The organism is Virgibacillus sp., from assembly GCF_013393565.1.
In the GTDB taxonomy this organism is placed as follows: Bacteria; Bacillota; Bacilli; order Bacillales; family Amphibacillaceae; genus Virgibacillus; species Virgibacillus dokdonensis.
Genome location: NZ_JABXHF010000016.1, coordinates 36703 through 63435, shown reverse-complemented (window position 1 = coordinate 63435; position 26733 = coordinate 36703). Strand labels below are relative to the sequence as shown.

General features: G+C 36.7%; 26 protein-coding genes. 1 reads left to right on the top strand and 25 read right to left on the bottom strand.

Going from position 1 to position 26733, the window contains the following annotated elements:
- The 13 genes from HLX49_RS05185 to rpsB form a co-directional block, all read right to left on the bottom strand.
- A partial coding sequence (locus tag HLX49_RS05185) for a translation initiation factor IF-2 N-terminal domain-containing protein (protein WP_296360947.1) occupies positions 1–498 on the bottom strand: 498 nt, incomplete at its 3' end.
- A gap of 16 nt (positions 499–514) precedes the next feature.
- The gene (locus HLX49_RS05180; protein WP_077704007.1) at positions 515–817 is read right to left on the bottom strand and encodes a L7Ae/L30e/S12e/Gadd45 family ribosomal protein; all 303 of its coding nucleotides are present in this window, start codon (positions 815–817) and stop codon (positions 515–517) included.
- Positions 807–1088: an RNase P modulator RnpM gene (gene rnpM, locus HLX49_RS05175; protein WP_077704010.1), complete on the bottom strand. Its 282-nt coding sequence runs from the start codon at positions 1086–1088 to the stop codon at positions 807–809. Before rnpM ends, HLX49_RS05180 begins: the two co-directional genes overlap by 11 nt.
- A gap of 14 nt (positions 1089–1102) precedes the next feature.
- The gene (gene nusA, locus HLX49_RS05170; RefSeq protein ID WP_077704013.1) at positions 1103–2200 is read right to left on the bottom strand and encodes a transcription termination factor NusA; all 1098 of its coding nucleotides are present in this window, start codon (positions 2198–2200) and stop codon (positions 1103–1105) included.
- 14 nt (positions 2201–2214) lie between these two features.
- Positions 2215–2685 (bottom strand): ribosome maturation factor RimP, encoded by a 471-nt coding sequence (gene rimP / locus HLX49_RS05165; RefSeq protein WP_077704015.1) that lies wholly within the window; start codon positions 2683–2685, stop codon positions 2215–2217.
- Between the two features lie 745 nt (positions 2686–3430).
- Complete coding sequence (locus HLX49_RS05160; protein WP_296360946.1) at positions 3431–7717, bottom strand: PolC-type DNA polymerase III; 4287 nt, start codon at positions 7715–7717, stop codon at positions 3431–3433.
- A gap of 91 nt (positions 7718–7808) precedes the next feature.
- A complete protein-coding gene (gene rseP / locus HLX49_RS05155; protein ID WP_077704021.1) occupies positions 7809–9071 on the bottom strand; it encodes an RIP metalloprotease RseP in 1263 nt (420 codons plus the stop codon).
- A gap of 108 nt (positions 9072–9179) precedes the next feature.
- Positions 9180–9980: a phosphatidate cytidylyltransferase gene (locus tag HLX49_RS05150; protein WP_077704024.1), complete on the bottom strand. Its 801-nt coding sequence runs from the start codon at positions 9978–9980 to the stop codon at positions 9180–9182.
- Positions 9981–9993: 13 nt separating this feature from the next.
- Positions 9994–10755, bottom strand: a complete 762-nt coding sequence (locus HLX49_RS05145; RefSeq protein WP_077704027.1) for an undecaprenyl pyrophosphate synthase — start codon at positions 10753–10755, stop codon at positions 9994–9996.
- A 196-nt stretch (positions 10756–10951) separates the two neighbouring features.
- Complete coding sequence (gene frr / locus HLX49_RS05140) at positions 10952–11500, bottom strand: ribosome recycling factor (protein WP_077704035.1); 549 nt, start codon at positions 11498–11500, stop codon at positions 10952–10954.
- Position 11501: 1 nt separating this feature from the next.
- The gene (gene pyrH / locus HLX49_RS05135) at positions 11502–12224 is read right to left on the bottom strand and encodes a UMP kinase (RefSeq protein ID WP_073005022.1); all 723 of its coding nucleotides are present in this window, start codon (positions 12222–12224) and stop codon (positions 11502–11504) included.
- 96 nt (positions 12225–12320) lie between these two features.
- The gene (gene tsf, locus HLX49_RS05130; protein ID WP_077704037.1) at positions 12321–13205 is read right to left on the bottom strand and encodes a translation elongation factor Ts; all 885 of its coding nucleotides are present in this window, start codon (positions 13203–13205) and stop codon (positions 12321–12323) included.
- Positions 13206–13302: 97 nt separating this feature from the next.
- Entirely contained in the window at positions 13303–14052 is a 750-nt protein-coding gene (gene rpsB, locus HLX49_RS05125) for a 30S ribosomal protein S2 (protein WP_077704040.1), read from the bottom strand.
- A gap of 373 nt (positions 14053–14425) precedes the next feature.
- On the opposite strand from rpsB, the gene HLX49_RS05120 reads away from it, so the two are divergent.
- Positions 14426–14557, top strand: coding sequence for a hypothetical protein (locus tag HLX49_RS05120; protein ID WP_257790349.1), 132 nt, complete (start codon positions 14426–14428; stop codon positions 14555–14557).
- Between the two features lie 17 nt (positions 14558–14574).
- Here the strand turns inward: HLX49_RS05120 and HLX49_RS05115 are convergent, their stop codons facing one another.
- The 12 genes from HLX49_RS05115 to flhA form a co-directional block, all read right to left on the bottom strand.
- A complete protein-coding gene (locus HLX49_RS05115) occupies positions 14575–15003 on the bottom strand; it encodes a DUF6115 domain-containing protein (protein WP_414930298.1) in 429 nt (142 codons plus the stop codon).
- Positions 15004–15021: 18 nt separating this feature from the next.
- Positions 15022–15315, bottom strand: coding sequence for a hypothetical protein (locus HLX49_RS05110; protein ID WP_077704046.1), 294 nt, complete (start codon positions 15313–15315; stop codon positions 15022–15024).
- A 120-nt stretch (positions 15316–15435) separates the two neighbouring features.
- Positions 15436–16809: a flagellar assembly protein A gene (locus HLX49_RS05105; RefSeq protein ID WP_296360945.1), complete on the bottom strand. Its 1374-nt coding sequence runs from the start codon at positions 16807–16809 to the stop codon at positions 15436–15438.
- Positions 16810–16970: 161 nt separating this feature from the next.
- Positions 16971–17750, bottom strand: a complete 780-nt coding sequence (locus HLX49_RS05100; protein WP_077704051.1) for a FliA/WhiG family RNA polymerase sigma factor — start codon at positions 17748–17750, stop codon at positions 16971–16973.
- A 269-nt stretch (positions 17751–18019) separates the two neighbouring features.
- Entirely contained in the window at positions 18020–18526 is a 507-nt protein-coding gene (locus tag HLX49_RS05095) for a chemotaxis protein CheD (protein ID WP_077704054.1), read from the bottom strand.
- On the bottom strand, positions 18519–19145 hold the full coding sequence (locus tag HLX49_RS05090) for a chemotaxis protein CheC (protein ID WP_077704057.1): 627 nt from the start codon (positions 19143–19145) through the stop codon (positions 18519–18521). The genes HLX49_RS05095 and HLX49_RS05090 overlap by 8 nt, the downstream gene beginning before the upstream one ends.
- Before the next feature lie 10 nt (positions 19146–19155).
- Positions 19156–19626: a chemotaxis protein CheW gene (locus HLX49_RS05085; protein WP_073005038.1), complete on the bottom strand. Its 471-nt coding sequence runs from the start codon at positions 19624–19626 to the stop codon at positions 19156–19158.
- Positions 19627–19643: 17 nt separating this feature from the next.
- The gene (locus HLX49_RS05080; protein ID WP_101934002.1) at positions 19644–21653 is read right to left on the bottom strand and encodes a chemotaxis protein CheA; all 2010 of its coding nucleotides are present in this window, start codon (positions 21651–21653) and stop codon (positions 19644–19646) included.
- Between the two features lie 14 nt (positions 21654–21667).
- A complete protein-coding gene (locus HLX49_RS05075) occupies positions 21668–22714 on the bottom strand; it encodes a protein-glutamate methylesterase/protein-glutamine glutaminase (RefSeq protein ID WP_077704063.1) in 1047 nt (348 codons plus the stop codon).
- 6 nt (positions 22715–22720) lie between these two features.
- The gene (locus HLX49_RS05070) at positions 22721–23593 is read right to left on the bottom strand and encodes a MinD/ParA family protein (protein WP_101934003.1); all 873 of its coding nucleotides are present in this window, start codon (positions 23591–23593) and stop codon (positions 22721–22723) included.
- Positions 23583–24701 (bottom strand): flagellar biosynthesis GTPase FlhF, encoded by a 1119-nt coding sequence (gene flhF / locus HLX49_RS05065; protein WP_077704069.1) that lies wholly within the window; start codon positions 24699–24701, stop codon positions 23583–23585. Before flhF ends, HLX49_RS05070 begins: the two co-directional genes overlap by 11 nt.
- The gene (gene flhA / locus HLX49_RS05060) at positions 24698–26731 is read right to left on the bottom strand and encodes a flagellar biosynthesis protein FlhA (RefSeq protein ID WP_077704072.1); all 2034 of its coding nucleotides are present in this window, start codon (positions 26729–26731) and stop codon (positions 24698–24700) included. The genes flhF and flhA overlap by 4 nt, the downstream gene beginning before the upstream one ends.
- Positions 26732–26733 lie beyond the last annotated feature (2 nt).

Here is a 26733-nt window from a genome sequence, read left to right as displayed (position 1 = left end):
ATTCTTGGTAGCCATTACACCTAGAAACATCAATTTTTTAATAATTTCAGATGCTTCTTTATTCAATTTATCAGCAAGTTCGCTAACTGTTAGCGTTCCATGATACTTTATTGCTTTTGGTGTTTCTTTCTCCATAGCTGCTTGTTTTGGCTGTGCTTTCGTATTCGCTTTGCCTTTCTTAACTTGTTTCCCCTGTGGTTTCTGTTGTTGTTTCTTAGGCTTCTGCGAATTATTTGGTTTGTTTTGCTTCTTATTATGAGTTTGGCTTTGTTTCAAATTTGATTGATTATCGCTTTGCTTTTCCATTTTTTGTTGTTTAGATTCTTCCTTTTCCTGCTTTTGCACTTTAAATTTTTTATCAAGCAGCGCTATTGTATTAGGGGAAATCGTCGACATATGGTTTGTCACATCGATATCCTGTTCTTTAAGAAAAGCAACAACTGCTTTACTAGATAGATTATTTTGTTTTGCATATTCATATACACGCATTTTACTCATACGTTCACCCCCAAAATTATTCCCCGAGTAACGTGTTCATTTTTGCAGCAAATCCTGCGTCTAAAATAGCTATTGCTACTCTTTGGGTCTTTCCGATAGCATTCGATATTGTTTCTCTGTCATCTACTATAACATATGGAATTTTATATGTTTTGCATTTGTCTGTTATTTTCTTTTTGGTTTGTGGACCAATATCATTCGCAAGTAAAACCAATACAGCACGTCTAGATCGAATATCTTTCAATATCGCATCTTCACCAAGCGAACATTTTCCAGCTCGAAAAGCAAGACCAAGTAAGTTTAAATAATTATTTTTCATTCGTTGTACCTGCTATTAGATTCCTTAATTCTTCATAGATAACTGAATCAATGGTTGCATTTAAATGTTTATTTAATACGTTTGTTTTTTCTGCTTGGTCAATAACAGCAATGTCTTTACACAAATAGGCTCCCCGGCCATTTTTTTTGCCAGTGGTATCTACAAATACTTCTCCATCTTTATTTCGTACTACACGAATTAAATCTTGCTTTGGCATCATTTCATTGGTTACTACACATCTGCGAGTAGGGATTTTTCGTTTTTTCACCATTCCCAATACCCTCCTTATTCAAACAAGCTTTCTTCATTGTCAGAATAGGTTTCTTCTACTTCATCCAATAACCCTTCTTCTCTTGCATCTGTCTCACTTTTTATATCAATTTTCCAACCAGTTAACTTAGCCGCAAGCCTTGCATTTTGGCCGCGCTTCCCTATGGCAAGAGATAGTTGGTAATCAGGAACAACAACAGTAGTTGACTTTTCTTCTTCATTAACTAATACTGTTAGTACTTTTGAAGGGCTTAAGGCATTTGATACGTAGACAACAGGATCTTCAGACCATTGTACGATGTCAATTTTCTCACCCTTCAGTTCATTTACAATGGCTTGCACTCTCTGTCCCTTTTGACCGACACATGAGCCTACAGGATCAATTTCAGGATCAGGCGCATGAACAGATATTTTAGAACGGTCACCTGCTTCTCGGGCAACAGATTTTATTTCTACAATTCCGTCATATATTTCTGGTACTTCCATTTCAAATAACCGTTTTAGTAGTCCCGGATGAGACCTTGAAATATATATTTGTGGACCTTTACTTGTATTTTCCACTTTTGTTACATACACTTTTATCCGGTCATGCACATGGTATTCCTCGGTAGGCATTTGTTCGGCTTCAGGAAGTTTTGCTTCTACTTTACCAAGGTGGACGTAAACATACCGGGGATCTTTTCTTTGAATAATTCCCGTCATTACGTCATCCTCTCGGTCAGAGTACTCTGAAAAGATAACACCACGCTCGGCTTCTCTTACACGCTGTGTAACAACTTGTTTAGCAGCTTGTGCAGCAATACGACCAAAGTCTTTTGGTGTTACTTCCACTTCCACTACATCATCGAGTTCATAGTTCGGATTAATTTCCTTTGCTTCTTGAATAGGTATTTCTTGTTGTGGATCTTCAACTTCATCGACAATGGTTTTTCTAGAATACACAGCCATTTTCCCAGTATCTTCATTAAGCTCAACACGAACGTTTGTTGCGGATTTGAAATTCTTTTTATACGCTGAAATTAAAGCAGCTTCTAGGGCTTCCATGAGGATTTTTTTATCAATCCCTTTTTCTTTTGCTAAATAATCAATTGCATCGAACAATTGCGTGCTCACTTTTTTCTCCCCCTTTAAAACGATACAGCCAATCTAGCTTTGGCTATCTTCTCAAATGGAATCTCTACAGTTTGATTACGAGTTTTCAATTTATATGAAATAGTTACTACATCATTCGCAAAGTCAACTAGTTTTCCTTCATATTCTTTTTCACCATTTATTGGTTCATATAACTTGACATAAATTTGTTTATTCATATTCTCTTCAAAATCTTTCTTTTTCTTTAAAGGGCGCTCAGCTCCTGGTGAAGAGACTTCTAAAAAATAGGCCTCTGCGATTGGATCTGTTTGATCCAATCGTTCGCTTAATTCCTCAGACACCTCTCCACACTCTGTAATGTCAACACCGCCTTCTTTATCAATATACACACGCAAAAACCAGTTTTTTCCTTCTTTCACATATTCTACATCGACTAATTCAAGATTTTTTTGTTTTAGGATCGGGAGAACTAATTCTTCCGTTGTTTGTATTACTTTTGAACTCAACACATATCCTCCTTTTTGTGCTATTTTTTCACGATATAAGGTTACTTCGGATGAGCCGATCGTTATATCTACGTCCTAATCCAGGCGAATAGAATTCCATTAAAAACGTACGCTTCATACAAAATGCAAGTCAAATTATGATGTCTACAAACGCTATTTACTCAAGTTATTCCACTTTTTTGTAGTATAAGCCAAACGACGACGTTCTGTCGCCATAAGGACTTGCGATAGCCAAGTTTTTCTAAAAAGATAAGAAAGTATAAAATTATTTGCTTCGGATAACGAAATAACCGAATAGCCACGTCTGGCTCCATCGCCAGCAACTAGACGATTTCAAGAAATCGCCGTACGATAAGCCATCATCAGTCGTGACTAAGAGGAAGGTCGACTAAAAACGGGCGCCCCACGCTTTTGTTCCTTATAATACTATTAGTATAAACCATATGTCGTGATTTCATTTACAAACAGCTAAATGCGTATAGAAGAAACACTGTAAACACGTTGTATCTCATAAAGTTACAAATGCTGTTTATTTATAAGTTTTTGGCTAACAGTAGCTTGATGTTTCCCTACTACAAACAACATGTGCCAATTTCAATACAAAACCCCTGCCGAGAGGTGTGGCAAGGGAGTTGAGGGCACAGGTTGAAGTATGAAGAAAGAGTGGGTTGCTACCCACTCTTTCAAAACGTTCGTATCGTTACTTACCAAAATTAGTATATCACAAGGAAAAATAGGTTGCAAGTTAGAACAAAGATAGCTGATTTTGTTCTGCCATTCCTTCTAAGCAGCCATGGTTATCCAAGTATTCCAATACAGTTTTAGAGATTTTACTTCTTTCTCGTAAGTCTTCTTTTGACAAAAATTCTCCTTCTTCTCTTGCTTTTACAATGTTTATTGCAGCATTCGTTCCCAAACCGTCTACAGCATTAAACGGTGGAATAAGAGAATCCCCAGCGACAATAAATTCTGTTGCACTAGATTTGTATAAATCCACTTTTTTAAAAGAATAACCTCGTTCACACATTTCTAGAGCAAGCTCTAAAACTGTAAGTAAACTTTTCTCTTTTGGAGAAGCTTCATTTCCTTTAACAGTAATGGTTTCCATTCGTTTTCTAATTGCATTAGAACCTTTAATCATGGTATCGAGTTCAAAGTCATCTGCTCGAACAGTGAAGTATGCTGCATAAAAGAATATAGGATGATGTACTTTAAAATAAGCTATTCTTACAGCCATTAATACATAAGCAGCAGCATGGGCTTTGGGGAACATGTATTTAATCTTTTTACATGATTCAATATACCAATCTGGGACATCATGCTTTTTCATTTCTGTAATCCACTCATCCTTTAGCCCTTTCCCTTTACGAACAAACTCCATAATTTGGAAAGCTAAAGAGGCATCTAGCCCTTTATGCATAAGATAAACCATAATATCGTCACGACAACCGATAACATCCGGTAGTTCACATATACCGTCATTAATTAATTCCTGTGCATTACCTAACCAAACGTCCGTACCGTGTGACAATCCTGAGATAATAACAAGTTCTGCAAACGTGTTTGGTTTTGTATCTTCCAACATTTGACGAACAAACTTCGTCCCAAATTCTGGCACACCTAATGTACCAGTTTTACAGTTAATTTGTTCAGGCGTTACTCCAAGCGCTTCGGGGCCAGAAAAAATAGTCATTACATCTGGATCGTCGGTAGGAATGGTTTTAGGGTCAATCCCACTTAAATCTTGTAGCATACGAATAACCGTTGGATCATCATGTCCAAGTATATCCAATTTCAATAAATTATCATGAATGGAATGGAAATCAAAATGCGTCGTCCTCCATTCACTACTTCTGTCATCAGCCGGATACTGAATAGGAGTGAAATCAAAAATTTCTTTGTCGTCAGGAACAACAATAATACCTCCTGGATGCTGACCTGTAGTTCGCTTCACCCCAGTACATCCTTTTACTAGTCGATCAACTTCTGCATTTTTATAAACGAGTTGTTTATCAGAAGCATACCCTTTCACATAGCCATAGGCTGTCTTCTCAGCAATAGTACCAATTGTTCCAGCACGATATACATTGTCGATCCCAAACAATTCTTTCGTATAGTTATGCGCCCTTGGTTGATAAGAACCTGAGAAGTTCAAATCAATATCTGGTACTTTATCACCTTTAAAGCCTAAAAATGTTTCAAATGGGATATCTTGACCATCTTTTGTTAAGCTTGTCCCACATGTTGGACAATGCTTATCTGGTAAATCAAATCCACTTCCAACTGAACCATCCGTAATAAACTCATGATAATGGCAAGACAAACATACATAATGTGGTGGTAAAGGATTTACTTCTGTAATTTCTGTCATCGTTGCAACAAAGGATGAACCTACTGAACCACGAGAACCTACTAAATAACCATCGTCTAGTGATTTTTTAACTAGTTTTTGTGAAATGAGATAAATAACACTAAACCCATGACCAATAATACTTTTTAATTCTTTCTCTAAACGTTCTGTGACAATCTTTGGAATCGGCTCACCATAAATTTTCTTTGCCCTTGTATAACAAAGGTCACGTATTTCTTGATCCGCCCCTTCTATCGTCGGTGTGAACAAGCCGTCTTTTACTGGTGCGATTTCTTCAATTTCATCTGCAATGGCTTGTGTATTCGTAACGACAATTTCCGTTGCTTTCTTTTCACCTAAAAAGTAGAAGGATTCTAACATTTCATTCGTCGTTCGAAATGGGGTTTGTGATAATGTGACTCGGTTTAATGGATTTCCTGCTTGGGAAGCAATGAGAATCTGTCTGTAAATCTGATCCTGCTCGTCTAAATAATGGACATTTCCCGTCGCAACAACCTTTTTGTCCACACGTTCACCTAACTGGACAATTTTTTTTATGATATCCAATAGTTGTGCTTCATTTTGCACTAAATCTTTTTCAATTAAATGCATGTAATTTGCAGGTGGTTGCACTTCTATATAATCATAAAATTGAGCTACTTTTTCTGCCTCTTCTGCTGATTTTTGCATCATCGTCTCAAAAACTTCACCTTGATCACAAGCAGAGCCTATTAAAATGCCTTGACGGTATTTCTGTAATAAGGAACGTGGCAATCTTGGAACACGATAAAAATAATCAATATGGGCATGAGAAACAAGTTTATATAAGTTCTTTAATCCTTCTTCTGTCTGCGCAATTAACGTACAATGAAAAGGTCTTGAACGTTGATATGCATTACCTTCTCCCATATGTTTATTCAGCTGGTTATGGTTGATTATGTCTTTCTCTAATAGAGCTTGAACGAGTTTCCATAATAAATAGCCGGTTGCTTCCGCGTCATAAATCGCCCTGTGATGCTGCGTTAATTCAATATCCAGAAATTTACACAATGTATTCAATCGGTGATTTTTTAAATGTGGGAATAAAAATCTTGCTAATTCCAACGTATCAATAACAGCATTTGTAGCTTTTGGAAAATCAATTTTCTTAAAACCTTGATTTAAAAATCCCATATCAAAACTCGCATTATGGGCTACTAAAATATCATCTGCCATCCACTTGCGAAAATCTGCTAATACTTCGTCAACTTCTGGTGCATGCTCTACCATTTCATCCGTAATACCTGTAAGATCAATGGTTGTCTGCGATAAAGGATGGTGAGGATTTGCAAAAGATTCAAACCGATCCACAATTTCTCCTTGATGAATTTTCACAGCAGCTAATTCAATAATGGTGTCGTATACAGCTGATAAGCCTGTAGTCTCCACATCAAATACAACGTATGTAGCTGTAGCTAAATCTACATCTTGTTCATTATAAGCAATAGGAACACCGTCATCGACTAAATTCGCCTCTACACCATAAAGCACTTTTATACCATGCTTTTTTCCTGCGTTATAGGCATCAGGAAAACCTTGTACGCCTGCATGATCAGTAATAGCAATAGCTTTATGTCCCCATTTTGCTGCTTGAGCAACTAAATTTGCTGGTGAGACTACTGCATCCATTTGACTCATTGTCGTATGGGCATGTAATTCAACCCTTTTATCTTCATCCGGTGCCGCATCTTTCCTAGGCTCTACTTTTATTTCGTGTATATCATTAGCCATCATTGCCAGTTCATTTGTATACATATCTGTTTGAATACTTCCCCGAGCTTTAATCCACATACCCTCTTTTACTGACTGAAATTTTTCAGCGTCTTCATCGCCTTTTGAAAACATTTTAATTTGTAATGAATCCGTATAATCCGTTGCTTTAATGATAAGCAAACTGCGACCGGAACGCAGTTTACGAATATCTACAGCGAAAATATAACCTTGAACCGTTATTCGACGCTCTTCTTCTAAAATTTCTTCCATATGAACAGGATCATCTTGAATCTTATAACCGAGCATCACAGGTTTATTTTCAGGCTGCAGTTTTGCGTGATCACGTTTGGTTTTCTCTTGCACGGTACGTTGAACAAGTTGCTGATCTTCTGCAGCTTTTTGTTCTTTAAACTGCTGAATAGCTTCTAATTCAGCTTTCACTTCTATTTGCAACTGAAAAACCGGTAAACCTGATTGTAAACAGAAAGCTTTAAATGGCTCCTCGAGTCTTTTTTTCACAGCTTTGCTTTCTGCTTCATTTCTAGCGGTTAACATAATATTATTACCGTTAATCTTCGGTGTTTGTGATTGCACCATATCTTTATAGGCAGGTGACAATTGTGAAAGAGACTGAATAAAATTTCGCCAATATTTTAACGTCATTTGCTCATCGCAAGCTTTGTTTGCCGTCTCAATGGTTAATTCGATCGTAGCAATTTGCGCAAAACTTGTTTGTAGTCGGTATTTAAATACTTGATATACTTCGCAAGGCAATATTTGATTCGTATAAATATGAAAATGCCACGTCTTCGATTGCTTAAAAATTTCTAGCTTTTTTAAATAACTATCAGCAAAATAAGGCAATTGTTCTTCGGAAATTTCCAGTTGCTTTAACAGTACATCCATTTTCTTCTTTTTCGATATATCCATTGCTATCCTCCTGTCCCATTTCTAAATAGAAAGCTGTAAAACCCCTGTCACTCTTATGGACAAGGGTTTTTGTAAATACATCTCTTTCCAATTAAAGAAATAAACGTTGAATATCGTTCCATGTCACAACAATCATGAGTAACATGAGCAGTGCGAAACCTATAAAGTGGAACAAACCTTCTTTTTCTGGAGAAACCGGTTTTCCACGTATCGCTTCAATCCCAACAAACAACAATCTTCCTCCATCCAATGCTGGAAGTGGGACAAGATTGACAATCCCCAAGTTAATACTTAACATGGCCGTCCATAACAGGAAGTTTGTAAAACCAGTTTGTACAATTTGGTCTGTGGCATCATATATTCCGACTGGTCCTGATAAAGCATCAATGGACAATTGTCCCGTAATTAACATCCCTAAGTTTGTTAAAATGAGCTTCGATGTTTCATACGTCTGTGAAATGCCATATGGAATAGTACCTAAAATTGATTTTTCAAACGCTTGATATACACCAATTTGGCCAAATGATTCTTCCCCTTCAACACCTTCTGCTTCATTTGGAACTACCGTTAAAGCAATTTCTTCTCCATCGCGCAACACGGTCACATTGAGCTCTTCACTCGGGCTACTTCTTACGATCGTGTGAAATTCTTCCCAGGTAGAAATAGAGTCTTTCTCAATTTGGATTATTTCATCCCCCTCTTTTATACCTGCTTCAGCTGCCGGGCTATCAGCTATAACTTCTCCCATTTGTGCTTCTTCTACAGGCACACCTTGGATAATCCCAAGGATTAAGAAGATAAAAATAGCCAACACAAAGTTCATCATTGGCCCTGCAAATAATTGCATGGCTCGCTGTGTTACTGTTTTGGAAGCGAACTGCCTATCATAAGGAGCAATTTGTGTTTCTCTTTCGTCCATAACGAAGAAAGCTTTCGGGTCAACATCAAAAACAAGTTTTTCCTCTTCACCGACTTCATATCCTTTTATTTGCAATGCATGATCTAAATCCGCTTCTTCAATTTCAATAATACGGGCATTTGGATGTTTGGTTTTGTGATTTACAATAATTTTATTTACTTTTCCAAACTCATTAAATTCTAACCCTACATGATGACCAGGTTTTAAATCAATGATCTCTGGGTCTTCTCCGGCAACTCGCACGTAGCCACCAATTGGAAGGAGCCGGATGGTATAAACAGTTTCGTTCCTTGTAAATGCAAACACTTTTGGGCCAAAACCAATGGCAAACTCACGCGCTAACATGCCAGCTCGTTTAGCAAAAATTAAATGCCCCCATTCATGAATGAATACAAGGAGACCAAACATTAGAATAAACGCAATGACTGTATTCAAATAAAAGCACCTTCCTTTAAAAGTATCGGTTAATCATTCAATGCATCATTGATAAGTAAAATTGGTTTCAATGAATGGATGTAATCCTTATCTTCCCTATGAAGTCTATTAATTAAAAAAACCAACAAGATGTAATATTGGTAAAACAAATAATAAGCTGTCAAAGCGATCTAGAATACCGCCATGACCTGGAAGTACATTTCCTGAATCTTTCACCCCAAAGTGACGTTTGAACGCAGATTCAACCAAATCGCCAATTTGTCCAAATACAGATGCAATAATTGCTACCCCAATCATGCCAACTAAGCTATCTCCAATAGGATGAACAATTTGAAAGATAATACTTACAATAATCGCTAACAAAATACCGCCTAAAGCACCTTCTATTGTCTTATTTGGGCTGATTTTAGGCCATAGTTTATGCTTCCCAAAAGCTCGCCCTACAAAATAGGCTCCTGTATCTGTGGACCAAATAAGAAGAAATATGTAGAGGATCGTTGCTAATCCGCCTCCACCTTCTCCCCCCCTAGCTAAAAGCAAATAATAGAACCCCATCCCGACATAAATCGCTGAAATAAGAACAACGCCCGCATGGTCAAAGGTAAATTTATTTTTAACTAATACAGTATAGGACAATAGTAACAGGACAATAAGCATTAAAATTTCTGATTTCGTCAGCCACATAAACGGGATAGCATCCATATGTTCTGCCTGCAAAAGTACCCATAACAGCCCAATACCTAAAATGGAGGGGATGGAGTATTTAGCTATATTCCCCATCCTTAATAATTCTAAAAAACCAATTGTTGCCATTGCATACACTAAAATCTCAAATGGAAGGCCACCAATGATAACAAAGGGAACAAATATGATTAATGCAATGATGGCTGTAATAATCCGTTGCTTCATATACTACCTCACCTTAAATACCGCCATAACGACGCTGGCGTTGCTGATATTCTTCAATTGCTTGTTTAAATACTGCTTCATCAAAATCAGGCCAAAGAACTTCTGTAAACCAAAATTCAGTGTAAGCAAGTTGCCATAATAAAAAATTACTTAACCGTTGCTCGCCACTTGTTCGTATTAGTAAATCTGGATCGCTAAGTTCTTTTGTATATAAATATTTATCGAAGACTTCTTCGCTTATAGCTTCCAGATGAAGCTTTTCATTTTGCACATCTGTCACTACGTGTTTCATTGCTTGTATAATTTCATACCTACTACCATAGTTTAAAGCAAAATTTAATAATAATCCATCATTATTCTTTGTTTTATCCATCGCATACTGAACCGCTTCTTTTGTATGCTCTGGTAAAGCTTCAAATTCCCCAATGGTTTGAATTCGAACATTTCTTTCCATTAATTCAGGTAAGTGAATATGTAAAAATTCCTTAGGAAGCTTCATTAAAAAGTCAATTTCTTTTTGCGGTCGTTTCCAATTTTCTGTTGAAAATGCATATAAAGTTAAAATGTTAACATTACTCTTATGCGCTGCACGAACGGTCTTTACTACGGAGTCCACCCCTTCTTTATGACCCGCAATACGTGGTAATGACCTTTTTTTAGCCCATCTTCCATTTCCGTCCATAATAATTGCAACATGGTTTGGGATATTCTCTGTATTCTTTAATGGTTCTATTTCTTTTGTTTTCTTTTTTGTAAAGGGAAGTCTAATTGACATAGTTTGTCCTCCGAATATGTGTCAACGTTTCTAGTTCTCTATCTGCACCTATTTTATGACGTGCAAATAGATTATATGATATATGAATCATCATTATATCATGTAAACCAAGTTTTATTATACCGATTTTTTCTAAAATACAAAAGCCCCCTTTAAAAAAGAGGGCGATTTTCTGCTTATTTTACTTGGAATAGCATTAAACTTCCATAATTTCTTTTTCTTTTTCTTTCGCTAGTTGGTCAATTTTCGCTATATATTTATCTGTTACTTTTTGTACATCGTCTTGTAAAGCCCGTACATCGTCTTCTGAAATACTGTCTTCTTTTTTCAATTGATCATTTGCTTCACGTCGTATGTTTCTTACTTGAACACGTGATTCTTCGGCATATTTACCTACTACTTTAACTAAATCTTTACGACGTTCTTCTGTTAATGCTGGGATATTAATCCGAATTACATTACCATCACTAGAAGGTGAAAGACCTAGATCTGCTTTTTGAATCCCTTTTTCCACGTCAGAAATAGCTGATTTATCATATGGTGTAACAACAAGTAGTCTTGCTTCTGGTGCGGAGACCGAAGCAATTTGGTTTAATGGCGTACTCATTCCATAGTATTCCACAAAAACACTGTCTAATAAACTTGGATTTGCCCTTCCAGCTCTAACAGTAGCCAGATTTTTAGAGAAAGCTTGTACAGCTTGTTCCATTTTTTCATTCGTTTGTTTCAATATACCATCAGACATGTTATTTCCCCCTTATTGTAGTTCCAATTACTTCACCTTGAACGACCCGTTTAATATTGCCTTCTTCCATTATAGAAAACACAACTAAAGGAATATCGTTATCCATACATAAAGTTGAAGCTGTTGAGTCCATAACTCCAAGTCCTGCATTGAGCATTTCCATATAAGAAAGGTTCTCATACTTCTCTGCATTTTCATTCAATTTAGGATCCGCTGTATAAACGCCATCCACATTATTTTTTGCCATCAAAATGACTTCTGCTTCAATTTCAGCTGCGCGTAATGCTGCAGTTGTATCCGTTGAGAAGAAAGGATTTCCTGTACCAGCAGCAAAAATGACAACACGCTTTTTCTCCAAATGGCGAATTGCTTTCCTTCTTATGTACGGCTCAGCCACTTGTCTCATTTCTATTGATGTTTGTACTCTTGTAGGTATACCGATGTTTTCCAGTCCATCTTGAAGTGCTAAAGCATTCATAATGGTTGCTAGCATCCCCATATAGTCAGCATTGGCACGATCCATACCCATTTCACTGCCTACTTTGCCGCGCCATATATTTCCTCCGCCAACGACAATAGCAATTTCTACATCTAATTCAGCAACTTCTTTTACTTGATCAGCGATAGACTGAATAATTTTAGGCTCAATGCCATATCCAAGTTCGCCACTTAATGCTTCTCCACTTAGTTTAAGCACGATTCTACGGTAACGAGCTGTTGTCATAATAACCTCCATAGAAAATAAAATAGTTTGTTGTAATAAGCATTCTTAAGTTATATGGAGAAATAGGGAACAATTGCTTGCTCCCTATCAACCAAGTTATTTTTTGATTTGACTCATCACTTCGTCTGCAAAGTTCTCTTCACGTTTTTCCATTCCTTCGCCTACTTCATAACGTGCAAAAGTTTTCACAGTTGCTCCTTTATCCGCAACGAACTTTTTCACTTTTTGGTCTGGGTCTTTTACAAAACTTTGCTCTAACAAACAAATTTCTTCAAAAAACTTGCCAAGACGACCTTCTACCATTTTTTCAACAATATGTTCTGGTTTACCTTCATTTAAAGCTTGGGCTTTTAATACTTCACGCTCATGGTTTACTTCTTCTTCTGCAACATCATCACGAGAAATATAACGTGGATTTACAGCTGCAATATGCATCGCTACATCTTTAGCAACATCTTTATCTGTAGTTCCTTCTAACAAGGTAAGCACACCGATACGTCCACCCATGTGCAAATACTCACCAAACGCATCGTTATCCGTTTTCGTTACAATTGTAAAACGACGAAGGGATAATTTTTCACCAATTTTTGCAACAGCAGCTTTAATATGGTTTTCAACTGTTTCTCCAGTCGCTTCCATCGTTTGCTGTAGTGCTTCCTCTACTGTCTCTGGCTGGTGTTTTAACAAATGAGTTGCTAATGTAGATAATAGGTCTTTAAACTGGTCATTTTTTGTTACGAAATCTGTTTCACAGTTTACTTCTAGTAAAACAGCTGTATTACCATCTACTTGAATGTACGCAGACCCTTCAGCAGCAATACGGTCAGCTTTCTTTGCAGCTTTAGACAGACCTTTCTCACGTAAGAAATCAACAGCAGCCTCTAAATTGCCATCTGTTTCCTGAAGTGCTTTTTTACAATCCATCATTCCTGCACCAGTTTTTTCACGTAATTCTTTAACCATTTTTGCAGTGATTGCCATTTGAAATCCTCCTTAAAATCATCGACTAATTCATATTTTCTTTTAAAAAAGGTGATAAAAGGCTCACATCCTCTTATCACCCTCACCTTTTCCTTCTTTACTCTTGTTCTGTTTCCTTTGCTTCTTCAGACGCTTGCTCTGATTCTGGAGCTTCATTCATTTCTTCGCCTTGTTTCACTTCTAAAATAGCATCTGCCATTTTGGAAGTCAAAAGTTTCACGGCACGAATCGCATCATCATTAGCAGGGATTACATAATCAATTTCATCTGGATCACAGTTTGTGTCCACAATTCCGATAATCGGAATATTTAATTTATGAGCTTCAGCAATAGCAATTCGCTCTTTACGTGGGTCAATTACAAACAACGCATCTGGAAGTTTATCCATTTCTTTAATTCCACCAAGGAACTTCACTAAGCGATCTTTTTCTTTTAGAAGATCAACAACTTCTTTCTTTGGTAGCACTTCAAAAGTTCCATCTTCTTCCATGCGTTCAATGTCTTTCAAACGGTTAATGCGTTTACGAATGGTTTGAAAATTAGTAAGTGTTCCACCTAACCAACGTTGGTTAACATAGTACATACCTGAACGAATGGCTTCGTCACGTACAGATTCCTGAGCTTGTTTTTTCGTACCAACGAATAAAACGGTTCCTCCGTCGGCAACAAGTTGCTTGACATAATTATACGCTTCATCAACCTTTTTCACCGTTTTTTGTAGATCGATGATGTAAATACCGTTACGTTCTGTAAAGATGTATTTTTTCATCTTTGGGTTCCAGCGACGAGTTTGGTGACCAAAATGTACACCAGCTTCGAGTAGCTGTTTCATTGAAATAGCTGACATTAAAAATTCCTCCTAATTGGTTTTTTCCTCCGTAATAGATCCTTTTTGTAAATAGACCAATTATTTTGGCACCTTATTTACAAATCCCTACACGTGTGTAATCGACATACTAGCACTTTTTAGTGCACAACATTATCTTCACACCACAAGATAATATATCATAAGAAGGAAGAGGATTCAAGTATTTTTATCGTGCATAAGAAAATGGTTTTAACAGTTCTATATTTATGATATTAAAATAAGCAGTATTATTACACTCTTTACAGACTAGTGCGGTACAGGTATGAGCTTAATCCACAAAGTAGGAATGCTTATACTGAATAAATGATTCAATGAGTTTATTCTTCTTTTTACAGAGTAGGAAAACGAAAAAATGTATGTGCAAACCATGCTACCAAATATGGAAGATTTCATGAGTATTGCGGGATTATTACCAACAGAGGAATGCTTATTCGATGCACTCCTCTACATTAAACCTCAACATGATGCTATATTGGATAAATAAAACAATCGAGTTGAAAGCTATTTCGATGAATTAATCTTTGAATTCTGCTGAAACTTAATCGTTAATGCTACTTCTGTTTTTCCACAATTTAATTGTTGAGCGATTTCTGAAGCTGTGTGCCCTTGACTATGTAATTGTAATATTTTCGCTTGTAGCGAAGTTGTCATCTCGTCTTGCTGTTCATTATTGTATGGAACGTCTTTTTCCTCTTTTTTCACTAGTTGTATTTGATCCGTTTCCACATTTTCTCGTTTGTTTAATGTAATCAACTGCTGTTGTAAACGTATGTTCTCCTGTTTTATTTCATCAATATATGCTGCTAGCAAAGCGTCAATTTCAGAAGTCTCCAATTGTTGATTTGTATTCATTCGTTTATACAATTGAAAAATAACTGTGAAGGCAACCATATGTAATAGAAAACTGACCAAAATTAATATAGATGTCACCAATTGTTTACCTCCATTCTATCCGTTCACATCAATTTCTGTTCCCAAAAAAGGATGTTCATTTATGCTGACCTGTTGTTCCTTTTTATTTACCTTCCGTTCCTTCATAGTTGTCGTTTGTTGATCGCTCTTTACTGAGTCTGATTGATCCGTGCGACGTACCTGTTTCCTTTTTCGCTGTTCTTCCATTAATTGCTGCCGCGAAAGAGAAGCTTGATAAAGTTGGCTTTGGTGAAGAAGTTGTTGTTGCATTTTACTTGCATCTAGAGAACGAGGAATAGCTACTTGCAATTCAATGGATTTCCATCCCATGTTATATCACTCCACGTCATATATACATATATCCATAGAAGCCCCATTTGTGCCTCAACTTTTAATAACCAACCATGTATCCATTTGAATATGGTGCATTTCTAGGTGAAGCGCTGAGAGTCAGGTTAAAGGAGAAGTAACAATTTCATTGTCTACTAGCTGCACTTTAACACCTTGATAATTCCCATTACTAATGCGGTAATATTTTCCAAATGCCACAACGACATTTGCATGTAGATAATTGCGGACTACCAATGTCGCATCTTCCACGTTTCCAAGATTTGTTGTCAATTGATTTAATAAGCGGTTTACCTCTGCTAAACGTTCTTTTGTTTTTTGTAACGAGTGCTTATATCGAAGCAGCGTAATTTTTAGTTTAGAATCACTTTCTATTTGCTGTCCATTTAATTTTTTTTCTAGTAGAGCTAGCTTAGAAAGCGTGGCCTCCAGTTTTTTCTTTTCGTCTAATAAATCTCTCTTTTCCTTCTCCGTTTTTTGATCTAGCCCAAACATAACTTCTGTTTTCACACCTACACGATTTCCTACATCTTTTGCTTCTATCCTCTTTCCAACTGATAATGTACCACCAATAATATTTCCTCTATGACAGATAACACGCTCACGTACTTTACACTGGCTATGAAAAATAGAATTTTCTACAAATAAGTCCTTCCCAGCAATAATATTGCCTTGGTTCACATAACCAACATGTATATTTTCGTCTGCTTGAATCGTTCCTGCCCCTTGCCCTGCGACTCCTTCTGCTACATAGATCGAACCACCAGCAAGTACTGTAGCAGCTTCCACCATCCCAAATATTTTGACATCTCCTTTTGCTGTAACTGTATAACCAGCAGGAACATCACCACGAATAATAATAGTGCCGATAAAATCTATATTGCCCGTTTTCATAGATAATGTTTGATTTACTTCATATACCGGTTGGACTTGAATATACTTTCCGCGCCAGCTCAACTGCCCATCTGTAGTAGCATAAAAACTTTGGTCAGCTTCCCGATAAACAACGTTCTTGCCTGCTTTTACAAGAACTTTTTTGCCAGGGTATGATGGAATAATCGCTCCGCATACGTCAAAACCCGCTTCACCATCGGTCGGTGCAATAAGGGTTGCGATTTTTTCCCCTTTTTTCACCGATGGTATTTGCATAATGTCTCGAAAATCCTGCTTTTTTTCCCAAGCATTATCAGGATTAAAGTCAGAGATATATTGTATTTGACCATCTTTGCCATGGACTGGTTTTTTTCCTTTAGCAATTGTAATTGGATAAGTAACATTTGATGTATCGTTGACGATCGAAAAAATCGCTTCTTCCAAAATTCCATTCGTAACGTTATTTTTTTGTAGAAATGCAATCACATCTGATTTCGTCATTTGTAGTGTTGTAAAATCTTCTTCCTGTTCGCTTACGTCTATTTCTGCTAACATTTTATTTTGGGAGACGTTAACTTTAAATATATTTTCTAATAATTTCATTCCCGCACCCTCCCTAGTAAATAATTTTTAAATTATAGAAAAAGGTTATGCACATCCGTCACTTTCTTTTTGTATCTCGCCTTGTTAGTGTATGCGCATGTCAGACTCCATTTTATTTTATAAAGAAAAGTAGTTAAAAAGTTATACTTCATGCAAACAAACTAAGATATAGCTTGCAGTTTCTTTAAGATCGTGTGCAACTTAGTAATCGATTTCTTATGAATTTGTGATATTCGAGACGTCGTCAACCCTAACACTTCTCCTATTTCAGTTAATGTTAATTCCTCTTGATAAAATAAACTGATTACTAATTGCTCATTCTCATTTAAATTTTTCATACTAGCTTTTAATTCTTGTTTTAGTTCGTTTTTTACAACTTGATTTTCTGGAGAGACCGATTTAGTATCCGGAATGGAATAACCTATTCCTTCTTTAAGCTTTAGTTTCGGATCAGTAGGCTTTTCTTCAATGGAAAGAATATTAGCGAATAAAGAATCGTACATCGCAGTTTCCACTTCTTTAACCGTCATACCAGTATGCTTTGCAATTTCTTCCGTACTTGGTATTCTTTGATATTGTTGTTCTAATTGATTTGTTACGTGCTCAATCTTTTTTGTTTTTTCTCGTAAAGAACGGGGAAGCCAATCTTCTTTTCGAAGCCCATCAATAATCGCTCCTTTAATACGAAACGAAGCGTACGTATCGAATTTTAGTTGACGAGTGCGGTCAAACTTTTTTAATGCATCGTAAAGACCCATTAGTCCAAAACTTTTCACATCATCTTTCATTACATTATTTGGCAAATGGCTGGCGATTCTCTCCACATGAAAGTTAACCAAATACATATAATTTTCGATTAGTTCATTTGCTGCCTCCATGCAATGGTTATTAAGCCAATCATCCCAAAGCTTCTGCTCATGCGGAGATGAAGTTGCTTTCATCTTTATCACTCCTTCTTACCATAGCTTCATCCGTCCTGTTACTATGCGATAATAAACGGACACTCCTATTGCCTTAAGTTAAAAGTCCATCCATCAAGATGGCTTTTTGCTTTTTAGTAACTTTTATTGAACAAGCTACACTCTCCTTAAATATAAGCTCAAGTTTCTTAAAATAAGAAGTTCGTTTTTGCGACACAGCGTTTCTACTTTGGTTAGCTAGTATCATTTCTATAATTTATTCAGTCCATTATTTTTCAATGGTTCTAAATTTAAATAAATGTTTCACCTTTATTTACCGTTCGCACTTTCAAGAGACTTGTCTGTATATCAAATTCTATTGTCCGTCCAGCGTTACCACCTGTGTCAGATGCAAGAACAGGGATGGAAAGATGCTTCAGTTTCTCCAAAACAGATTCTACATTTCTTGGACCAATTCGCATCATATCCGATCCCGATGAAAATTGAAACATTTGTGCCCCTCCAGCTACTTTAGCTTTTAATAGATTACTTCTTGCTCCAAGACTAGATAATTGCTCCACCAAAAGTGGTATTGCTGTATCGGCATATTTATAGTGATTAAATTTGTTTTGTCTAGCTAATTTCGAATCTGGTAATAGAACATGTGCTAGCCCAGCTACTTTTTTTCTTTCATCATAGATAACAACACCTACACAGGATCCTAGACCAGATGTTCGAATCTTATTAGGAGCTTTGGTTACCTTCAAATCTGCTATCCCGACTTTTACAACATGAGAGGAAGAAATTAGTTTAGACATCGTTCGTAACTCCTAATGCTTTAAACAGTTTTGAAAATGAATCAGGGTCAGGAATAAATAAAAAATTTCCTTTAATTTGGCTTACTTGATAAGATGAACTGATTTTTGCATCAATAATTAAGGCATAGTCTGCTACTTGCGATACTTCAAGCAGTCCCACGGTCAATATTGCACCAGCCATATCAATACTTAAATAAGGTACAGAAGGCTGCATAGTAATATTGGTAAAGTCACCTAAGGCTGATAAATAAGCACCTGTTACGATATTACCTGCTTCTTGAATGACGGAAATGGCTAGCTCATCATTAACATCTAAACGTAATGCATCGTTATTCGTAATTTCCTTAATTAAAGCTTCTGCCTCTTCTATAGAAAAGATGAAATATACAGTACCAGGGGCATCTCCTTGAATGCGAAATAACAAGGCGACAACAACAGACTCTGGGCCACCAATGCGTTCCATCATCTCGTCAAAACTAACAATGTTCACAGTAGGCACATCCATGTCTATTTTTCGATTTACTAATTTAGACATGGATGTTGCAGCATTTCCAGCACCAATATTTCCTATTTCCCGTAGCGCATCTTTTTGCATTTGCGTTAACTTTGTTAGATCCATGAGCTTGGCCTTACCCTTCCACTGACTTTAATTCTTCTATCTCTTCTTCTGTTAATACTTTTTGCATATTTAATAGAATAAGTAAGCGGTTTTCGAGCTTTGCTACCCCTTCAATATATTTCGTATCAACAGTTCCTATCACTTCAGGAGTAGGCTCTATTTCAGATTCTGGGATATCAATAACATCATTAGCAGCGTCTACCACTAAGCCAACTTCCATATTTTCCAAAATAACAATAATAATACGATTTGAATCGCTGTAAGGTGTTTCTTCCATACCAAAACGTAATCGTAGATCAATAACCGGAGTTACAACTCCTCTTAAATTAATGACCCCTTTTACAAAATCAGCTGTTTGAGGAACTCTTGTAATTGGCATTAGCCTTTCAATTGAGCTTACCTGCTGTACAGAAACTGCATATTCTTCCTCACCAAGTTGAAATACAATGACCTTTCTATTTCCAGACATATTGTTTTCCATCTACTATCCCTCCATTTTTATTTTACTAGCGCATTACTATCAATAATCAAGGCTACTTCTCCATCACCGAGGATGGTAGCCCCAGAAATAGCGAAAGTGTTCGTTAAATAATTGCCTAGCGATTTTAAGACGACTTCCTGTTGACCAATAAATGAATCTACGACAAGTCCTACCATTTTATTACCTTTCTTGACAATGACAATGGATAAGTATGAATCTTTATTTGCTTCTATCGTTTGCTTCACGTTAAATATGTCATTTAAAAATGCTAATGGCACCACTTTGCCACGAAAATCAATTACTTTTGTATGATGTGCATGCATGACATCATCTTTATGGACAATTGCTGTTTCTATAATCGATGATAGTGGGATGGCATATTTTTCTTTCTGTAGCTCAATTAGAAGGACAGAAATAATGGATAATGTAAGCGGCAATTGAATAGAAAAGACTGTTCCTTGCCCCTCTTTAGAATCAATTGCTATTTTTCCACCTAAAGATTCAATTGTATTTTTAACAACATCTAAACCAACACCTCGGCCAGAAATATCTGATACTTGATCAGCAGTTGAAAAACCACTGGACATAATTAATTCAAATACTTGCTGATCGGATAAAAGTTCCGCTTGTGATTCAGATAAAACTCCTTTTGAAATTGCTTTCTTTATCACTTTATCCTTGTGAATGCCTGCACCATCGTCCACAATTTCGATAAACACATGGTTACCACTATGGTAAGCTTCAAGCTTTAATGTGCCATATTCAGGTTTCCCTTTATTTATTCTTTCTTCTTTTGATTCAATACCGTGATCAATTGCATTACGAATGAGATGAACTAATGGGTCACCAATTTCATCAATTACCGTTCGATCTAATTCTGTATCAGCGCCAATAACTTCCACTTCAACTTGTTTATTTAACTCCCGAGCAACTTGTCGTATCATCCGCGGAAACCGATTAAACACTTGTTCAATTGGCACCATGCGCATCGTCAAAATGATGGACTGAAGATCATTAGAAACACGCGACATATGTTCAACTGTATCTTGCAAATCTTTATTATCTAAGTCTGCAGCTAATTGCTCTAATCTCCCACGGTCAACAACTAATTCTTCAAATAAATTCATTAGTACGTCTAAACGATCAATATTTACGCGAATGGTTTTATTTGCTACCCCATTCGCATGTCGTTGTTTGCTTTGTTGCCCCTTAGGTTGCGGCTGCTCTTCAGATTTTTCTACACTTTTCTCTGTTTCCTGAATCTGATCAACGTTAAAAGGAACAATGTGAACTGTTTCAATTTCAGAAACCTTTTCAATATTCGTTTGTATCGTTTCTTTTTTATACTCAGAGATAAATAATACTGTAAACGTCTGATCAAATTGTTCTTCTTCCAATTCCGTTACAGACGGCTCAGATTTAACAATTTCACCAAGCTTTTCCAAAACTTCAAACACCATAAATACACGAGCGCCTTTTAATAAACAATTTTGGCTTAGAGCAATAGTAATTTCATAGTTTGTATATCCACGCTCTTTTGACTCTTGTAAAATAGTAAGCGCAAATTCGTCTACATTTTTCATTTGCATGCCATTTGATTTGGCTTGCTTTAAGGTATTTAGTGGTGCACTATCTTGAGCCAATGAGTCTCCTTGCTCTAAACATTTCAATTGTTCGACAATATCCGTTACGTCTTTGCTCCCACTACCACCAGAAGCAATATCCTCTACCATTTCATGTAAATAATCAACTGCAGAAAACAAAATATCAATCATTTCTGATTGAACGTTTAGCCGTCCTTCTTTAATGGCATCAAAAACATTTTCTAACTTATGCGTGAGATTAGCTAAATCTTGGTACCCCATCGTCGCTGACATTCCTTTTAGCGTATGGGCTGCTCGGAAAATTTCTTCAATGATTGCCCTTTCCTGCGGGTTTTTCTCTAGCGCTAGTAACTGGTTGTACAAAACTTCCAAATGTTCGTTGCTCTCATCTATAAAGACAGTTAAATATCCAGAAGTATCCAACTCTATCCCTCCAACTAAATTAATTGAGTTATTAACCTACTTACTGCATGCAATGGGACTTGCTTATTAACCAAATTGGTAGCCATTGCCGCTTTTGGCATTCCATATACAATTGCAGTTTCCTCCGATTCTGCAATAATGTATGTGTGTTTATCATATTTTTTTAAGCTTTTAATCCCATTTGCCCCGTCATTTCCCATCCCTGTTAAAATCACCGCCATCTTGTTAACTTCTTTAAGTGGCGCGAGGGATGTAAAAAGCATATCTACAGATGGTCTATGGCCACGTAATGGTTCTTCATCTGTTAGATCGATAAAAACGGAAGAACCCATCTGTTTTACTTTCATATGCCATCCACCTGGCGCAATATATACAACACCCCGTCGTAATCTCTCACCATGTGCCGCTTCCTTCACCACTATGTCAGATTTATAGTTCAGTCGCTCAGCTAGCGATTTTGTAAATCCGGCTGGCATATGCTGAACAATCAACACAGCAGCTGCCAAATCCTTTGGTAATTGTTCAATAATATGCTGAAGTGCTCTAGGACCACCTGTTGAAGCCCCAATGACTACGATTGTCTGCTTATACGTTCCTAACTCATTTACAGGATTCTCTACTATATTTTGCCTAACCCCCTCTTCTTGCTGACTTGGCAATTTAACCGAGGCAGCAGTAATCACTTTACGAATGATTTCTTGTTTCATAGTCTCAATATCAATTGAAATAGCACCAGAAGGCTTAGCAATAAAATCTACCGCTCCACTAGAAATAGCTTGAATGGTTTTAATCGTTGCATCTTCTGTTACACTGGACAACATAACAACAGGTATTGGATTTGTTTGCATGATGTTTTTCAAAGTCGTTATTCCATCCATTACTGGCATTTGTACGTCTAGTGTGATAACATCAGGTGAAAATTTGTTTATTTTATGTAGTCCATCTTCACCATTTCGAGCTGTAGCAACAACCTCTATCTGTGGGTCACTCGATAGCATATCTGTAAGAATTTTACGCATAAAAGCTGAATCATCAATGACAAGGACTCGAATTATATTCATAATCGATTACCTCTCCGTCCATAATCGTTTTAATTTTTGTAGAAAACTAGAACTATTTCCTTTTTCCGCTTTATATTCATCTACTTCTGTCAAGTAAGTTCGTACTAATCTCTTGGTTGCTTTACTAATTGCTGACTTTTCTTGAAAAATAATAAACGGTGTTTGGTGAATAACAGCGGCTCTGACAGTTTGATCTTCAGGTAAAGAACCTAATACATGTATATTTATTTGTAAGAATTGTTGTATAACCTTTTGAAAACGCACAAGCATGTTATGGCCTTGCATATTGGATTGCGCACGATTCATAATGACTCGAATAGGTAACATATTATTGTGACTTGCGATATGCTTTATCATGCTATACCCATCTGTTATAGCCGTGGGCTCAGGAGTAGTCACAAGAATGCACTCTTCTGCAGCTAAAATAAATGATAAGCTGTCATTGGTGATTCCTGCCCCCATATCAAAAAATATATAATCATAATGAATAAGCAAAGATTGATATTGCTGAAAGAAAAACTCCTTCGTCTGCGTATCTATCGCATAAATATCTGAAAACCCTGACCCTGCAGCAATATAATCTAAGTTTTCTGGACCTTGTTCAATAATTGACTGAATAGGAAGTCTACGCTGAAACATGTCAACAATTGTTCTTTCAATCTGTCTACCAAGCAATATATCAATGTTTCCCATACCTATATCCATATCCATGATTAGAATCTTTTTTCCATGCCGCAGTAAACCTAAAGCAAAATTTAAAGTGATATTAGACTTTCCTACTCCTCCCTTGCCACTAATAACCGCAATTGTTTTCGCTTGTTTGCTCTCTCGCATCGTTTCTAATTTGTTTCTAAGTCCTGTTGCTTGATCAGTTTTCATAAGCATGCTCCATTATGCTAGATGACAAAAACTCAGGTGTTGGGTGTACTAAGTCATCCGGAACATCTTGCCCATTTGTTATGTAACCGACGCCGATTGATTTTTTAAAGATTATATTTAACATGCCGCCAACTTGTCTTGTCTCATCTATTTTTGTAAAAATCACTCGAGAAATAGGTAAGGGCTCAAATTGATCATAAATGTTCAATAAGTCTTGAGATTTAGCTGTTAACGATAAAACTAAAAACATAGTAGCTTCTTTATTTATCAATACATCTTCTTGAAGTTGTTTAATATAAGCATCTTCTCGAAAATTTCTTCCTGCTGTATCGATGAATATAGTATCATATGTTGACAATTTGTGAATGGCTTTTACCATATCATCGTTGGAATAGACAACTTCAATAGGAACAGATAAGATATCAGCATATGTTTTTAATTGTTCAACAGCTGCAATTCGATACGTATCTGCTGTTATAAAGGCAACATTTTTTCCATCTTTTAATTTGCTTTCAGCTGCCAGTTTAGCAATTGTAGTGGTTTTTCCCACTCCTGTTGGTCCAACAAAATAGACAAGCTTTTGATTATAGGTTAAGCCTTGAAATGGAACTGCTTGCAGTCGTTGCGTTATTTCCTCTTCCACCTTTTTTACTATTTCTTGATAGGTTGGCTGTGACTTAGCGCTATATTTTCCCATCACTGATTCTATTAAACTTTTAGCAAGTGGTTGGTTTACTTCTTGCTCTAATAAATAATGATAAGCAGATTGATAATCAAAAGGATAAGTCAATGTATGAATAGCGGATTGGTGCAATAACTTTTTAACTTGCCTTAGTTCCTGTAGTTCAGGAGAAACAACATCTGTATTTGTATTATCCTTTCTTTCTTTTATCCTCATTTCTTGCTTCGGTGATACCTGTTTTTTAGGAGCTATTGGCTGTGGGTCTTTAACAGCTACCACTTCTATCTGTGGTTTTTTAAACAAACCTAAAAATTTGCGCTTATTCACTTGTCTCGATTGAAGGATAACAGCTTCTGCTCCCAGTTCTTTTCGTATTTGTTTCATGGCCTCAGGCATTGATCCTGCCGTATATTTTTTTACTTTCAAGCAATATTCACCACCCCAACACTTTGTACTTGTACGTCTGGCTCTAACTCGTTATAAGATAAGACAACAACTTGTGGTAAAAAACGATCCAATAATTGTTTTACATACATCCTTACAGCCGGTGAGCATAGTAATATCGCTGTTTCTTCTTGGAGTGTTAACTTTTCCACTTCTTCTTTCATATGCTCTAGTAATTGTTGCTGCAGCTCAGGCTCCATTGATAAGAAGCTTCCATGCTCTGTTTGTTGAATGCTTTCGGCAATTGCATGTTCTGCTCTAGCTGAAAGTGTCACAACTTTCAATGAACGATCTTTATCCGTATATTGCTTTGTAATTTGGTTGGATAGCGCTTGACGAACGTACTCCGTTAGCAAATCCGTATCGTTAGTTAATTTTCCAAAATCTGCTAACGTTTCAAATATGATTGGTAAATTACGAATAGATACCTTTTCCCTCAATAATTTAGCTAGCACTTTTTGTATATCTCCCACAGCTAATGGCTCAGGAGTGACTTCTTCAACTAATGTAGGGTAGCTTTCTTTGAGATGATCAACTAATTGTTTTGTTTCTTCTCTGCCTAGCAGCATATGTGCATGACGTTTAATTACTTCTGTTAAATGAGTGGATACAACAGAAGGGGGGTCCACTACTGTATATCCAGAGAGCTCAGCTTCATCTTTCCATTCCTCACTAACCCATTTTGCTGGTAATCCGAAAGCTGGTTCTGTCGTTTCCACACCTTCAATATCATCTTCATCCATATCTGGTGCCATCGCCAAGTAATGGTCGAGTAATAACTCTCCAGAGGCAACCTCTTCACCTTTTATTTTTAAACGGTACTCATTAGGCTGTAGCTGTATGTTGTCACGAATGCGAACAACTGGAATAACAATACCGAGTTCAACTGCCAGTTGCCTACGAATCATAACAATCCGATCTAGTAAATCTCCCCCCTGATTCGTATCAGCTATAGGAATAAGCGAATAACCAAACTCAAATTCTATTGGATCCATATTAATTAATTGCACAACATTTTCAGGAGCTTTCATTACGTCACTCTCTGTTTCATCAACCTCTTCATCGCTTGGTTCTGTGATATCTTCGGTTTGTTTAAGTAATAGATAACCACTTAACGCTAATAATGCCGCCAAAATCGTCGTCAAGAAAAAGTTTATCGGTGTGAAACCAAGTAAAAACACAGTACCACTAGCAATAAATAATAGCTTTGGATATTGCAATAATTGACCGGATACATCTGTACCCAAATTTCCATTCCCTGCTGTTCTGGTTACAACGATTCCAGTAGCTGTAGAAATAAGCAAAGCTGGAATTTGACTGACTAACCCATCTCCTACTGTTAAGCGCATAAACGTATTAATCGCTTCTTGAAAAGACAAATCCATTTGCACCATGCCAATAATTAAACCAAAAATAATATTAATTAAAACGATAATAATACCTGCAATGGCATCACCTTTAACAAATTTACTTGCACCATCCATGGAGCCGTGAAAATCGGCTTCTTTTTCAATTTTTTCTCGCCGCTCTTTTGCTTGTTGTTCTGAAATTAAGCCAGCATTTAAATCAGCATCTATACTCATCTGTTTTCCAGGCATCGCATCTAATGTAAAGCGCGCAGCTACTTCCGATACACGTTCAGACCCTTTCGTAATAACGAGGAATTGAATGATAACTAAAATGACAAAGACGACAAATCCAACTAACGGATTCCCCCCAATAACAAATGATCCGAATGTGGCTACAACACCACCTGCATCCGCTTCGGATAATATGGATCTAGTTGTTGAAACGTTTAATCCAAGACGAAACAGCGTCAATAGTAATAACAGAGTTGGAAATACGGAAAATTGCAACGCTTCCTGCGTATTCATAGATACTAAAATAACAATTAACGCAAGGGAGATATTGCAAAGTATCAAAATACTTAACAACCATCCTGGTAGTGGTACAATGAGCATAATAATAATTAAAATAACGCCTAAAAGAACAGATAGATCTCTTGCTTTCATGG